This is a genomic window from Micromonospora sp. B006 (assembly GCF_003408515.1).
Taxonomy (GTDB): domain Bacteria; phylum Actinomycetota; class Actinomycetes; order Mycobacteriales; family Micromonosporaceae; genus Micromonospora; species Micromonospora echinospora_A.
Window position 1 is genome coordinate 6,049,027 of record NZ_CP030865.1, and the last position, 14,135, is coordinate 6,063,161.

The following is a 14,135-nucleotide window of genomic DNA, read 5'->3' on the forward strand; positions in this document are numbered from 1 at the left end:
CGCCATGACGTCCGAACCCGCCGGCTACGCCCACGCGTACGCGACGGCGATCCTGCGCCGCGGCCGGGAGCCGATGCCCCCGGCCGACTTCACCCCCGACTGGGCGGACGCGCCCCGCCGCGGCAAGTACTACCCGGACGCGGCAGCCTTTCCGTTGCCGGAACCGGCGTCGGCGGACGCCCCGCTGGATGCGGCGCTGCGGCCGGACGGCGACGCCGACGAGCCGTTCACCACGCGCCTGCTCGCCGGCATGCTGCGTGACTCCTACGGGCTGCTCGGCCGGCGGCTGGGCGTGCAGGCCAACACCGACCTGGCCGGGCTTCCCTCGTACGCGCACGCCAACTGGCACCGGGGCACCGCCTCGGGCGGCGGTCTCTACCCGTGCAGTGTCTACTGGATCGCCGGGCCGGGGGCGGGTGTCGTCCCCGGCGTCTACTACTACGCGCACGCCCGGCAGGCCATGCAACGGCTGCTGGCCGGGGACGTCACCGATCGGCTCAACGCGGCGGTCGGCCGGCCGGAGCCGGCCACCCAGTTCCTGGTGATCGGCGTCAAGTTCTGGCAGAACGCGTTCAAGTACAACAACTTCTCGTACCACGCCGTGTCGATGGACGTGGGCACCGTGTTGCAGACCTGGCGGTTGTGGGCCGGGGGCCAGGGCCGGCGGATCCGGCCGGTCCTCTGGTTCGACCAGGCCGCCGTCGCCGACCTGCTCGGCCTGGACCCCGACGCCGAGGCGCTGTTCGCCGTCGTGCCGCTCACCTGGGCGGATCACGACCGTGCCGACCGGGTCGAGGGGGCGCCACCGGGCCCGGTCCGGGTCCGGCACACCGACCGGGAACGCTCGCGTACCCGGCTCGACTTCGACATCCTGCGACGGATCAACCGCAGCACCGCCGCCGCGGCGGTGCGGCGACCGCCGGCGGGCGCGCTCGCCGACGCCGCCGCGCATCCGGCGCCCACCCGCGCCGGACGTCTCGCGCTGCCGCCCGCGGCGCCCATGGATATGCCGGTCGGCGCGGCCCTGGCCCGTCGGCGCAGCAGCTTCGGCCGGTTCCTGGCCGGCCGGCGGATCTCCGCCGGACAGCTCGCCGCGCTTCTGAGCGCGACCGCCGCCACCACGGTGCCCAGTGAGATCGACGGCCCGGCGGACCGGCCGCTGGCGAAGCTCTACGCGTTCGTCAACCACGTCGACGGCGTGCCCGCCGGTGGCTACGAGTACGACCCGGGCAGCCACGCCCTGCTCCCGGTCACCGAGGGGCCACCCGGCCGGTTCCTGCAGCGCAACTACTTCCTGGCCAACTACAACCTGGAGCAGGCCGCTGTCGTCCTGGTGCCCACCGTCCGCACCCACGCGGTGCTGGACGCCACCGGCGACCGTGGCTACAACCTCGTCAACGCCACCGTCGGGGCGATCTCGCAGACCTTCTACACGACGGCCGCCGCGCTGCACCTCGGCGCCGGGGTGGCGCTGGGCTTCGACAGCGTCTCCTACGTGGAGGAACTGGCGCTCGAGGACACCGGTGAGTTCCCGCTGCTGATCATGTTGGCCGGGCACGACCGGCCGGGGCTCGGCGACTACCGTTACGAGCTGTCATGACGGCGTCCGTGCCCGCGCCGAGCGCGCGGACGTCCGCCGCGACCAGTGACTGGCGCACCGGCGACTGGTTCATCGCCCGGATCGCCGGGTTGCCGCTGTCCACAGTCGAGGGCCTGCGGTGCCCCCGCGCGGCCGACTGGGCCGAGGAGGTCCTCGCGCTGCGGGACCGGCTCGCCGCCGACGGCGCCCGGGTCGGCGACCTGCTGCACGACCTGATCAAGGGCAACGACGACGAGGAGGCCCGCCGCCGGCTGCTGGGCCTGCGCCGGCAGGTGCACAACAACGTGCTGCCCGCCGACCCCGGGCCGGCCCTCGCCGTGGTCGAGCGCCTCCGCCCCGGGTCGGCGTCGGACCTGCGGCGGTGGCTGGCCGGCCGGCAGCGGCTGGCCCGGCTGGAACACGACGGCACCGCCGTGTTCGCCGCCGACGTCGCCCGGTCCCGCCGGCGACTGTGGGAGCTGGCCGACGAGCCCCGGCTGCGCGGAGGGCTCCAGCTCGCCTCACCCACCCTGGACCAGCAGCTCGCCACGGGGGTCCCGCCGGATCCGGCCCGCCCGGCGAACAAGCGCGCCCGCCGCGTCGAGCGCTCACTGCTGTCCTACCTCTATCGCACCGCCTGCAAGACCAGCCCGTTCAGCACCTTCACCGCTGTCGCGCTCGGCCGGTTCGACGACGACGCCGAGGGTCTCGGGCTGACGGTGGGGGAGCGGTGGCAGCGGCACGTGCGGCTCAACGTCGTGCTGGTCGGCCGGATCGCCGAGCTGATCAGCGTCGACCCGGGGCGGCGCGGCGACCTGCCGGTGGCGCTGAGCCCGGGCTGGCGGCGTGACGCCGAGCGGATCCGCTACGTGCGGCACTGGGTGACCGCCGGCGACGACAGCGTGGCGGTCAGCTTCGACTCGGTCCGGGACGGGTTGTTCTTCCTGCGGCGCAGCGGGGTCCTCGACGAGCTGACCGCGCTGTTGCAGCGACGGGGCACGATTCGCGGGGGCGAACTGGTCGACCGGCTGTGCGAGCTGACCGGTGCGGACCGGGCCGACGGGCAGGCGTACCTGTCCACCCTGCTGCGCCTGGGCATGCTGCGCCTGGTCGGCCTGGACGTCGACGTGCACCGCGCCGACCCGGTCCGGGCGCTGGCCGGCGTGCTGTCCGGCCTGGACCGTCAGTGGGCGGCCCGGACCGCCGCCCGTCTCACCGCGATCGGCGATCTGGTGGACGCCTACCGGGACGGGGACCTGGCCCGGCGCCGGCAGGTGACGCACGAGCTGCGCTCGGCGGTGCGGGCTATCATGGTGGACCTCGGCGAACCGGACCCGCAGCTGCCGCAGACCCTGCTCTACGAGGACAGCCGGATCGGCGGCGCGCCGCTGCCGGTGAGCACGTCCGCCTGGCGGCGGCTGGTCGGCGACGGGCTGGCCGCGGTGGAGCGGGTGCTGCCCGCCTTCGACCAGAACCTGCCGCACCGGATCATGTTCCACGGCTTCTTCCTGGCCCGGTTCGGCGTCGGCGGCCGGTGCGACGACCTGCTGCGTCTGGTGGAGGACTTCCACGACGACCTCTACGACCAGTACTCCTCCTACGTCTCCGGCCGCCGGTCGTTCGCCGAGGACGGCAGCTACACGCCGGAGGAGAACTGGCTGGGCCGGCCCGAGATGACCGTGCTGGACGCGGCCCGGCAGGCGTTCGCCGACCGGCTGCGCCGGCTGGTCGCGGCGGAACCGGGACGGACCGAGCTGCCGCTGCCGGACGCGCTGCTCGACGAGGTGGGTGAACTGCTCGGTGGCGCCGCCGGCGGTTTCCGCCCGCAGGGGCACTTCGTGCAGGTGGCGGCGCGCGGATCGGAGCCGCTGCTGGTGCTCAACCAGTCCTTCGGCGGGCTGTCCTTCCCGTTCAGCCGGTTCACCCACTGTTTCGCCGGGGACGCGCCGAGTCTCGCCGAGCGGCTGCGCGCGCAGGCCCGGTCCGTCGCACCGCCGGGCGCGGTCTTCGCCGAGCTGACCGGCGGGGCGGCCACCACCAACCTCAACCTGCACGACCGGCTCACCGACCACGTCATCGTCTGCCCGGGGGAGACCAGCGACGTCGAGCCGGACCGGCAGCTCACCCTCGACGACCTGCACCTGGTGCACGACCCCGACACGGACCGGGTGGTGCTGCGCTCCACCCGCCTCGACCGCGAGGTGATCCCGGTCTATCTCGGCTATCTGGTGCCGATGGCGCTGCCGCAGATCCCGCGTACCCTGCTGCTGCTCTCGCCGGCGTCGATGGTGCGGCTGGACCCGTGGCGGGGCGTGCCCGCCGGACCCGCCCGCGACGGCGTGACGACCCGGCCCCGGCTGCGCGCAGGCAACGTGGTGCTCAGCCGCCGCAGCTGGTCGGCGCGCTCCGGCGACCTGCCGCAGACCGACGACCCGGGCGCCGACGCCGAGGCGTTCCTGCGCTGGCGGCGGTGGCGGGCCGAGCACGACGTGCCGGCCCGGGTCTTCGCCACCGTCCACCCGGCCGGCGCGGCCCGCGCCGGGACCAACCCGAAACCGCAGTACGTGGACTTCGACAGCCCGCTGTCGCTGCAGGCGCTGCGGGCCTCGCTCGACGCCCCCGACGACCGGGTGGTGCTGCGCGAGATGCTGCCGGCCGCCGACGAGTTGACGGCCCGCGGCGAGCACGGCGGCCACGTCTGTGAGCTGGCCGTGGAGACCTTCCGCACCGACCCTGGGAGGATCCGATGACCGTGTCGGCCGCCGCGCCCACCGACCCCCGCGGGGACTGGCTGGCGCTGCACGTGTTCTACGCCGCCAACCCGCAGCCGCTGCTCGTGGAGTGCGTGGCGCCACTGATCCGCGAGCTCACCGACCGGAACCTGCTCGCCGGGCACTTCTTCATCAACTACTGGCTGGAGGGGCCGCACGTGCGGCTGCGCCTGCGGCCCCGTACCCCGTCGGACGAGCCGGCGGTGCGGGCGCTGGCCGAGGCGGCGATCCACCGGTTCCTCAGCACCCGCCCCGCCCTGTACGCCATGGGCACCGGCTATCTGCGCGAGCTCTACGACATCCTGTTCGCCCTGGAGTTCCCGGGCGGACGGCCGGCGGAACTGGTCGACGACAACGGCCAGATGCTGCTGCAACCCAACAACTCGGTCAGCTACCGGTCCTACGAGCCGGAGTACGGAAAGTACGGCGGGCCGGACGGCATCGAGGTCGCCGAGTGGCACTTCCGGCACTCCAGCGACGTCGTGCTGCGAGCCCTCGCGACGATGAACCTGCACCTGCGACCGGTGCTGCTGGGTACTGCCGCCCAGTTGATGACGGTGCTGGCCGGCACGTTCCTGCCGGACCGGGCGGAGCTGGTCGACTTCCTCGACCGCTACCACCACTTCTGGCACCGGGCCTTCGCCGGCACCGAGCTGATCGGGGCCGAGGAGTATCGCCGGATGTACGACGGGGTCGCGCCGGAGCTGGGACCGCGGGTCGAACGCATCCTCGACCTCGTGGCGCGGGGGGATGTCGCGCACCTGCCCGACTTCCTGCGCGGCTGGGCCGAGCACGCCGGGGAGCTTCGGAAGCGGGTGCTGGCGCTGGCCGCGTCCGGCCGGCTGACGCTCCGGTCATGGGACGGCAGCGGGGAGCGGGTGGTCACCGACCCGGCCGAGGCGCTGGCCGCGCTGCTCTCGCCGTACCTGCACATGACGAACAACCGGCTGCACGCCACCATCCGCGACGAGGCGTACCTGTCCTACCTGCTTGCCCGGGTGCTGCGGGAGCCGGCGGTGGCGGCGTGACCAGCCCGGCGCTGCTCGGCAAGCGTCCCCGCCTCCGCGACGACCTGCTCTTCTCCCGACCCTTGAACCGGGGCCCGGCCACCGTCCACCTGGTCAAGGACCGTCGCAACGGCCGGGCGTTCGAGCTGTCGGACAAGGAACGGTTCCTGGTGCGCCGGCTGGACGGGGTCCGTTCCCTGGGGGAGGTGGGCGACGAGTACGCGGCCGCGTACGGCCGCCGGCTCGGCGACGACCACTGGGTGCGGCTGTTGTGGCTGCTGCACCACGGGGGCCTGCTCGTCGGCGGACCCGGTGAGCCGGAGGCGGCGCCGGTGGCGCGTCACGACCGGCTCGACAGGTCGGCCCGGCTGCTGGGCCGGCTGCTGAGCCCCGCGTCGGTCGCCGGGTGGGGCCTGCTGGTGGCGGCGCTGCTGGTGGCCGTCGCCTGGTATGCCGGCCCGCTGTGGCAGGCGGCCCGCCCGGCGTTCACGGACCCGCTCAGCCTGCTCCTGCTCGGGCTGCTCGCCTGGGCGGGCGCGGCCGTCCACGAGTTCGCGCACGCGCTGACCGCGGTCCGTCTCGGCGCCACCGTCAAGCGGATCAACCTGGTCACGCTCACCTGCCAGATCGAGGACTACGCCTTCCTGCCGAGGCGGCGGGACCAGGCGGTGATCGCCGCCGCCGGCGGGGTGGCGAACGGGATGGTGCTGCTGCTCGCCGGCGCGCTCCTCGCCGCCCTGCCGGGCGCTTTCGCCGACCGGCTGTTCAGCGCGTACGTGCTGGTCGCCGCCGTGCAGACCGTGGTCAACTTCGTTCCGCTCCCGCCGTTGGACGGCTACAAGATGGCCAGCCACCTCCTGGACACGCTGGACCTGGCGCCGGAGAGCCGCCGCTACCTGTACACCGCCCTCGGCCGGTTGCCCCGCCGCGGCCGTGTCCGCTACCCGAGGCGGGCCGCCGTACGCCTCGGTCTGTACGGCCTGTGGTGGCTGTTCGCCGCCGCGTCGGTGGCCGCCTGTGTGGTCGCCTTCGCCGGCGCGCTCCTGGAGTCCACACTGGGCGTGTTCGGACATGTCCTGCCCGCCGCGGTCGTCGCGCTGACGCTCGCCGGCTGGCTGGCGCGGCCCCGGCGTGCCGGCCCCGCGGGTCGCTCCTCCCCGTCACAGCAGCAGAACATCGAAGCCCACAAGCGAAAGGCGTGACCATGCCAGCCACCGACGATCCGGCCATCGTGCTGGACTCCGTGAGCAAGTCGTACGGCGAGGTGAGAGCGGTGGACGACGTCACCGTCTCGATCGGCCGCGGCGAGTTCTTCGGCATGCTCGGGCCCAACGGCGCGGGCAAGACGACTCTCATCGAGATGATCGAAGGTCTGCGGACCCCGGACAGCGGCACCGTGCGGGTGCTCGGCATGTCGCCGACGCCGCGCAACCTCGACCTGCTGCCGAAGATCGGCGTGCAGACCCAGCGGTCGGCGTTCTTCACCCGGCTGACCGCCCGGGAGCACCTGGTGACCGTCGCCGCGCTCTACGGCCTGCCCCCCTCCGCCGCGGACCGGGCGCTGAAGCTGGTCGGGCTGACCGACTCGGCCGACATCCGGGTCACGAACGTCTCCGGTGGACAGCGCCAGCGCCTCGCCATCGCCTCGGCGATCGTGCACGACCCCCAGGTGATCTTCCTGGACGAGCCGACCGCCGCCCTCGACCCGCAGGCCCGACGTGATCTCGGGCAGTTGCTGCGGGAGCTGAAGGCGGGCGGCAAGACCATCGTCTACACCACCCATCACCTGGACGAGGCGCAGGCGCTGTGCGACCGGGTCGCCATCCTCGCCACCGGGCGCGTGCTGGCCCTGGACAGCCCACGGGAGCTGATCGCGCGATCCGGCGTCGGCACCCGTCTCGTCGTACCCGCCAGCCGGCTCAGCGCGGAGCAGGCCGGCCGGATCGACGGCGTCGACGGGATCGACTTCGAGGACGGCGCTGTCGTCCTGCGTACCACCCAGACGGCCCGGGTGCTGGCCGCCCTCGGCGCCGAGGGCGGCCTCGACGAGGTGGAGACCCGCCCGGCCACCCTGGAAGACGTCTACCTGCAACTGATGGGAGCGCCGCAGGCATGAGCGCATACACCGCACTGGCCCGGGCCAGCTACAAGGCGAGCGTCCGGGACGCCACGACGCTGTTCTTCACGTTCGCGTTCCCGCTGGTCTTCCTGGTCATCTTCGGACTGATCTTCCGCAACCAGGAGGTCGCCGAGACCGGCCACGGATACATCGACTTCATCGCGCCGGGCGTGCTGTCGTGGGGCCTGGCCAGCGCCGCGCTGTTCGGCGTCTCGTTCACGCTGATGCAGTGGCGCAACGACGACCTGCTGCGCATCATCCGGCTGTCGCCGACGAGCATCTGGTCCGTGGTCGGCTCCCGCTACGCGGTCGCGCTCGGCATCGGCGTCGCGCAGAGCCTGCTCTTCGTCGGCGTGGCCATGCTGCCCTTCCTGGGCATGCGTCCGGACGGGAAGTGGCCGCTGGCCCTGCCGATGATGCTGCTGGCGGTGACCACGTTCCTGGCGCTGGGCCTGATCGTCGGCTCGCGTGCGGACACCGCCGAGGCGGTGGCCGCGATCGCCAACTGCATCGTGGTGCCGATGGCCTTCCTGTCGGGGTCGTTCTATCCCCTGGAGCTGATGCCCGGGTGGTTGCAGGGCATCTCCCGGGCGCTGCCGCTGCGCTACGTCAACGACGGCATGGCGTACGCCTTCACCGGGTTCGGCTCCATGACCGACTATCTGGTGGCGTGCGGCGCGCTGGTCGGCTTCGCTGTCGTGTTCGCGGTCATCGGCGTGCGTACCTTCCGGTGGAGCCACAGCTCGTGACCGCACCCGCGGCGTCGGCGCCCCCGGTCCCGCTGTCCGCCGCCGCGGCCCGGCTCGACGCGCACCTGCGCCGGCGGTGGACGGCGCGGCCGGTGGGCCCGGCGCCCCGGGTGGTCACACTGGGCGCCGGCGACGCGCTGGCCGGTGCGGCGCCGCACCGGCGGCACGCCACTGTGCACCTGAGCGCGGACGCGGTGCTGGTCGGCCCGGTCGCCGGCGCCCCCGCGGGGGCCGCCTGCGGGCACTGCCTGGCCATCCGATGGCAGCGGCTGCGCGGCCGCAGCGAACGCGACGCGCTGGAGACCGGCGGCGTTCCGACAGCTGTCGGGCCGTGGCCCAGGCTCACCGCCTACCAGCTCGACGCGGTGTGGGACCTGTACCGCGCGGTGCACGCCACGCCGGCCCGGCCCGCGCCGCCGACGTGGGACGACCCGGACCGCCGGCTGGCCCGGGTCAGCCGGCTGGAGCTGAACACGCTGCGGGTACGCACCCACCCGGTGCTGGCGGAGGCGCGCTGCCCGACGTGCTCGACGGCGCGTCCCGACTCGCCGGCCGAGGTGCCGGAGCTCGACCGGCCGGCGCCGAAACCGGCCGCCGACGCCTACCGGCTGCGCGCCCCCGGGGACTACCCGCTGCCCCGCGCCGCCCTGGTCAACCCGGTCTGCGGGGCGCTCGGCGCGGGCACCCAGCTCACCATCACCTCACCCACCACCGCCCCGGTCACCGGCAGCGTCTTCATCCGGGGCTACGGCGGGCTGCTCGACGTCTCCTTCAGCGGCCAGTCCACCGGCTACGACGCCAGCCACGCGCTGGCGTACCTGGAAGGGCTGGAGCGGCACGCGGGCACTCACCGGCGGCGCAACCTCGCCCCCGTCGTCGCCGCGTACGCGGACGTCGCCGAGCACGCCCTGCACCCGGACGAGTGCGGCAGCTATCCGGACGAGGTGTACGCCCACGACCCGATCCTGCGCCGCTTCGATGCGGACCGGTCGATCCCCTGGGTGTGGGGGCGGGACCTGCGCACCGGCCGGCCGGTGCTGGTGCCTCGGCGGCTCTGCTTCTACAGCTCCCCGGCGGCCGGGGACACGTTCGTGCTCTCGTCCTCCAGCGGCTGCGCCACCGGCAGCTGCCTGGCCGAGGCGGCCCTGTTCGGCTTGCTGGAGCTGATCGAGCGGGACGCCTTCCTGCTCGGCTGGTACGGCAACCTGACGCTGCCGAGGATCGACCTGGCGAGCTGTTCGCCGGCGGTACGGGCGATGGCCGACCGTGCCGAGTTGCAGGGCTACGCGCTGCACGCCTTCGACAACCGCATCGACCTGGACGTGCCGGTGGTGACCAGCCTGGCGGTCCGCCACGACGGCGGGCCCGGACTGCTCTCGTTCGCGGCAGCCGCACACGTCGACCCGGAGCAGGCGGTGGCTGGCGCGGTCGCCGAGGCGCTCACCTACATTCCGCACCAGCCGGCCACGGTGCGCCGGCGACGGGGCGAGCTGGAGCGGATGGCCGACGACTACGGCCTGGTCCGCCGGCTGCCGGACCACTCCGCCCTGTTCGGCCTGCCCCGGATGGCCCGGCACGCCGCGACGTACCTGCGCGACGCGGTGGCGCGGGACGTCGCGAGCGTCTTCGCCGGTCACCGGGAGGCCGGCGCCCGGGACCTCCTCGACGACCTGGGCCGGGTCCTGGACACCCTGCACCGGCGCGGTCACCGGGCGATCCTGGTCGACCAGACGAGCCCGGAGCAGGAGGCGGCCGGGCTGCGGTCGGTGTGCGTGGTGGTGCCCGGCCTGCTGCCGATCGACTTCGGCTGGTTGCGTCAGCGGGCGCTGCACCTGCCGCGCCTGCGCACCGCTCCGTACGCGGCGGGGCTGGCCGGGGCGGTGCTCACCGACGACGACCTGCGCCGCGTTCCCCACCCGTTCCCCTGAGCCGACCGCCGCGCCGGCGGCCGCACACGCGCACGTAGGGTCGCCCCGGTAGGTGGGGCGGCCCTACGTCGTGACCGGTCCGCTCAGGCGCTGCAGCTGGTGGTCGAGGTGGTGCTGCTGCAGGTCGAGGTGGTGCCCGACGAGGAGCAGGAGGCCAGGATCGCCTCGGAGGCGTCGGCGTAGTCGGAGATCGCGAAGGTCTCGGACTCCAGCTCGAGGATTTCCTCGGCGAGGGCGTTGAGGTCGGTTTCGGGCGCCATGGTGACTCCAAGGGGTTCGGGTCCGGCCGGTTCCTCCGGCCTGGGACAAGCAGACCGCACGGCGCTCACCGATCGCCGTCGTCCGGACCCCGGATCGCTGTCACCGGCGGTGAGCGGTGTGACAGCGGCTTGCGGTTGGCTCAGCGGCATGGTGTCACCCGGCCCGCTCGCGACCGCCCGCGCTCCGGGCCCGGCCCTCGACGCGGGTGTCCTGGCCCGGGCCGGCTCGCTCTACCGCGACCTGCACGCCCACCCGGAGCTGTCGGGGCGGGAGGAGCGCACCGCGGCCCGGTTCGCGGCCGCGCTGCGCGAGGCCGGCTGCGCGGTCACCACCGGCATCGGCGGGCACGGCGTCGTCGGTGTCCTGGCCAACGGCGCCGGTCCGGCGGTGATGCTCCGCGCCGAACTCGACGCGCTGCCGGTCGCGGAGCGGACCGGGTTGCCGTACGCGAGCACGGCCGGCGCCCTCGACGGCGAGGGGCGCCGGGTGCCGGTGATGCACGCCTGCGGGCACGATCTGCACCTGGCCGCGGCGGTGGGCGCCGCGGCTCACCTGGACCGCGTCCGGGACCGCTGGCGGGGGACGCTGCTCGTGCTCGGGCAGCCGGCCGAGGAGACGCTGACCGGCGCGGCGGCGCTGATCGCGGACGGGCTGTACGAGCGGTTCGGCCGGCCGGACCTCCTGCTGGCGCAGCACGCGGCGCCGCTGCCCGCGGGCATGGTCGCGCACGGGTCCGGTCCGATGACGGCGGGCTGCCTCACCCTGGAGGTGACAGTGACCGGCCGCGGTGGGCACGCCGCCACCCCGCACCTGTGTGTCGACCCGGTGGTGCTCGCCGCCACCGTCGTCGTCCAGTTGCAGACCGTCGTGGCCCGGCAGGTGGGGCCGGCCGAGCAGGTGACCCTGACGGTGGGTTCGCTGCGGGCGGGCCACCATCCGGGGGTGATCCCGGAGGAGGCCACGCTGGGCGTCACGATCCGGGCGTTGTCCGACCGGGTGCTGGACGACGTGCGGGACCGGGTGGTCCGGACGGTGCGGGGCTGTTGCGAGGCCGCGGGGAGCCCGGTGGAGCCGGTGCTGCGGGTGGTGTCGCGGACCCCGGCCTACCGGGGCGATCCGGAGGTGGCCGCGCGGTTGCGCGCGGCCCACGAGCGGACGTTCGGCGCCGACCGGGTGGCCTGGTGGCCGTCGTCGCTGGCGGCCGAGGACTTCCCGCTGCTGGCCGACGGGATCCCCAGCGGGTACTGGATGCTCGGTGTCGTCGGCCCGCGCCAGTGGCGGGCGGCGCCCGGTGGCAGCGCCGCCGAGAAGCTCGCCGCCCTGCCGGGCAACCACAGCCCGTCCTTCGCGCCGTACGCGGGGCTGGCGCTGCCCGCCGGGGTCGAGGCGCTCGCGTCCGGCGCGCTCACCGCGCTGGCGCCGGAGTGACCGGCCGAAGCATCATGCAACGGACCGTATGAACTTGCATCCGGTCCGCGTTCGCTGGTAATCTCTCCGCATATTCATGCGGAGGTTAGTATGGGCATTCGAACTGCGGTGGCCGGGGCGAGCGGGTACGCCGGAGGCGAACTGCTGCGCCTGCTCGCCGGCCACCCCGAGTTCGAGCTGATCACCGCCACCGCGCACAGCCAGGCCGGTCAACCGGTCACCGCCGTACACCCGCAGCTCGCCGGCCTGGACCTGGTGTTCGCCGCGACCGACCCGGCGACCCTGGCCGACGCGGACCTGGTCTTCCTGGCCCTGCCGCACGGGCAGTCCGCGGCGCTCGCCGCGGCGCTGCCCGAAACGGTCAAGGTGGTCGACCTGGGCGCGGACCACCGGCTGCGTGACGCCGACGCCTGGTCCCGCTACTACGGCGGCGAGCACGCCGGCGCCTGGACCTACGGGCTGCCCGAGCTGCCCGGCCGGCGGGCCGGGATCGCCGCCGCGACGCGGGTCGCCAGCACCGGCTGCTACGCGGTGGCGACCACGCTGGCGCTGGCGCCGCTGATCGCGGCCGGCGCGGTACGCCCCGACGACGTGGTGGTGGTCGCCGCCTCCGGCACCTCCGGCGCGGGCCGGGCCGCCAAGGCCCACCTGCTCGGCAGCGAGGTGATGGGTGACCTGTCGCCCTACAAGGTGGGCGCGCACCAGCACGTGCCGGAGATCAAGCAGGCCACCGGCGCGACCGGCCTGTCCTTCACGCCGGTGCTCGCGCCGATGCCCCGGGGCATCCTGGCCACCGTCACCGCCGTGCCCACCGGCGACGCCGATCCGCGCGCGGTGCTGGCCGCCGCGTACGCCGACGAGCTGTTCGTGCACGTGCTGCCCGAGGGGGCGTGGCCGCACACCGCAGCCACCGCCGCCTCGAACTCCTGTCACCTGCAGGCGACTGTGGACGTCGACTCGGGGCGGGTGATCGTGGTCAGCGCGATCGACAACCTGGGCAAGGGCGCGGCCGGCCAGGCCGTGCAGAACGCCAACCTGATGGTGGGTCTCCCGGAGACCACCGGTCTGTCCGTGTTTGGAGTGGCCCCATGAGCGTCACCGTCCCCCGTGGCTTCCGCGCCGCAGGCGTCGCCGCCGGACTGAAGTCCTCCGGCGCCGCCGACGTCGCCCTCGTGCTCAACGACGGCCCGGACGCCGGTGTCGCCGGTGTCTTCACCGCCAACCGGGTAAAGGCCGCGCCGGTGCTGTGGAGCCAGCAGGTCGTGCACGGCGGCGTCGTGCGCGCCGTGGTGCTCAACTCCGGCGGCGCGAACGCCTGCACCGGCCCGGCCGGCTTCCAGGACACCCACGCCACCGCCGAGCACACCGCCGCCGCGCTCACCGCGGCCAACGCCCGGCTCATCATCGGCGCCGGCGAGGTCGCGGTGTGCTCGACCGGCCTGATCGGCGAGCGGCTGCCGATGGACAAGCTGCTTCCCGGCGTACGCGAGGCCGTGCGCGGCCTGTCCCGCGACGGCGGCCCGGCGGCCGCCGAGGCCATCATGACCACCGACACCCGGCCCAAGACGACTGTGGCGCGGGGTACGGGCTGGACCGTCGGCGGCATGGCCAAGGGCGCGGGCATGCTCGCCCCGGCCATGGCCACCATGCTCTGCGTGCTCACCACCGACGCGGTGGCCGGGCCGGACGCCCTGGACGCCGCGCTGCGCGCCGCGACCCGGATCACGTTCGACCGGATCGACTCCGACGGCTGCATGTCCACGAACGACACAGTGCTGCTGCTGGCCAGCGGCGCGTCCGGCATCGAGCCGACCGCCGAGGAGCTGACCGCCGCGGTCACCGCCGCCTGCCACGACCTGGCCCAGCAGCTCCTGGCCGACGCGGAGGGCGCGACCAAGGAGGTCGCGATCGAGGTGGTCGGCGCGGCCAGCGAGGACGACGCGGTCGAGGTGGGCCGCGTGGTGGCCCGCAACAACCTGGTGAAGACCGCCCTGTTCGGCAACGACCCGAACTGGGGTCGCATCCTCGCCGCCGTGGGCACCACCGCCGCCGTGTTCGAGCCGGACGGCGTCGACGTCGCGGTGAACGGTATCTGGGTGTGCCGGGGTGGGGCCGCCGCCGAGGACCGCGCCAAGGTGGACCTCACCGGCCGCGGCGTCACCGTCCGGATCGACCTGCACGCCGGCGCCGACGCCGCGACCATCTGGACGAACGACCTGTCCCACGCGTACGTACACGAGAATTCGGCCTACTCGACGTGAGCGCGAGGAACGCAGCGAAGCGGAGTCCCGCA

Annotated in this window: 11 protein-coding genes; 10 read left to right on the plus strand and 1 reads right to left on the minus strand. The window is 74.3% G+C overall.

The features are described from left to right. The first annotated feature begins 4 nt into the window (after window positions 1-4). From MicB006_RS27170 to MicB006_RS27200, 7 genes are read left to right on the plus strand one after another with little or no spacing between them, the layout of a single operon-like run. A complete protein-coding gene (locus MicB006_RS27170; RefSeq protein ID WP_116509934.1) occupies window positions 5-1,600 on the plus strand; it encodes a nitroreductase family protein in 1,596 nt (531 codons plus the stop codon). Beyond that, a complete protein-coding gene (locus MicB006_RS27175; protein ID WP_116509935.1) occupies window positions 1,597-4,329 on the plus strand; it encodes a lantibiotic dehydratase in 2,733 nt (910 codons plus the stop codon). The genes MicB006_RS27170 and MicB006_RS27175 overlap by 4 nt, the downstream gene beginning before the upstream one ends. Beyond that, window positions 4,326-5,378: a lantibiotic dehydratase C-terminal domain-containing protein gene (locus MicB006_RS27180; RefSeq protein WP_116509937.1), complete on the plus strand. Its 1,053-nt coding sequence runs from the start codon at window positions 4,326-4,328 to the stop codon at window positions 5,376-5,378. The genes MicB006_RS27175 and MicB006_RS27180 overlap by 4 nt, the downstream gene beginning before the upstream one ends. After that, the gene (locus MicB006_RS27185; protein ID WP_116509939.1) at window positions 5,375-6,559 is read left to right on the plus strand and encodes a peptidase M50; all 1,185 of its coding nucleotides are present in this window, start codon (window positions 5,375-5,377) and stop codon (window positions 6,557-6,559) included. Before MicB006_RS27180 ends, MicB006_RS27185 begins: the two co-directional genes overlap by 4 nt. Before the next feature lie 2 nt (window positions 6,560-6,561). Next, complete coding sequence (locus tag MicB006_RS27190; protein ID WP_116509940.1) at window positions 6,562-7,473, plus strand: ABC transporter ATP-binding protein; 912 nt, start codon at window positions 6,562-6,564, stop codon at window positions 7,471-7,473. Further along, window positions 7,470-8,225 (plus strand): ABC transporter permease, encoded by a 756-nt coding sequence (locus MicB006_RS27195; protein WP_116509942.1) that lies wholly within the window; start codon window positions 7,470-7,472, stop codon window positions 8,223-8,225. The genes MicB006_RS27190 and MicB006_RS27195 overlap by 4 nt, the downstream gene beginning before the upstream one ends. Continuing rightward, entirely contained in the window at window positions 8,222-10,153 is a 1,932-nt protein-coding gene (locus MicB006_RS27200; RefSeq protein ID WP_116509944.1) for a TOMM precursor leader peptide-binding protein, read from the plus strand. Before MicB006_RS27195 ends, MicB006_RS27200 begins: the two co-directional genes overlap by 4 nt. Before the next feature lie 83 nt (window positions 10,154-10,236). Here MicB006_RS27200 and MicB006_RS27205 read toward each other — a convergent pair whose 3' ends face one another. Beyond that, on the minus strand, window positions 10,237-10,413 hold the full coding sequence (locus tag MicB006_RS27205; protein WP_073827725.1) for a thiazolylpeptide-type bacteriocin: 177 nt from the start codon (window positions 10,411-10,413) through the stop codon (window positions 10,237-10,239). Between the two features lie 148 nt (window positions 10,414-10,561). On the opposite strand from MicB006_RS27205, the gene MicB006_RS27210 reads away from it, so the two are divergent. From MicB006_RS27210 to argJ, 3 genes are all read left to right on the plus strand, one after another. Next, the gene (locus MicB006_RS27210; RefSeq protein WP_116509946.1) at window positions 10,562-11,842 is read left to right on the plus strand and encodes an amidohydrolase; all 1,281 of its coding nucleotides are present in this window, start codon (window positions 10,562-10,564) and stop codon (window positions 11,840-11,842) included. Window positions 11,843-11,932: 90 nt separating this feature from the next. Further along, complete coding sequence (argC, locus tag MicB006_RS27215) at window positions 11,933-12,934, plus strand: N-acetyl-gamma-glutamyl-phosphate reductase (RefSeq protein WP_116509948.1); 1,002 nt, start codon at window positions 11,933-11,935, stop codon at window positions 12,932-12,934. Next, the gene (gene argJ, locus MicB006_RS27220; RefSeq protein WP_116509949.1) at window positions 12,931-14,103 is read left to right on the plus strand and encodes a bifunctional glutamate N-acetyltransferase/amino-acid acetyltransferase ArgJ; all 1,173 of its coding nucleotides are present in this window, start codon (window positions 12,931-12,933) and stop codon (window positions 14,101-14,103) included. The genes argC and argJ overlap by 4 nt, the downstream gene beginning before the upstream one ends. The last annotated feature ends 32 nt before the right edge of the window (window positions 14,104-14,135 follow it).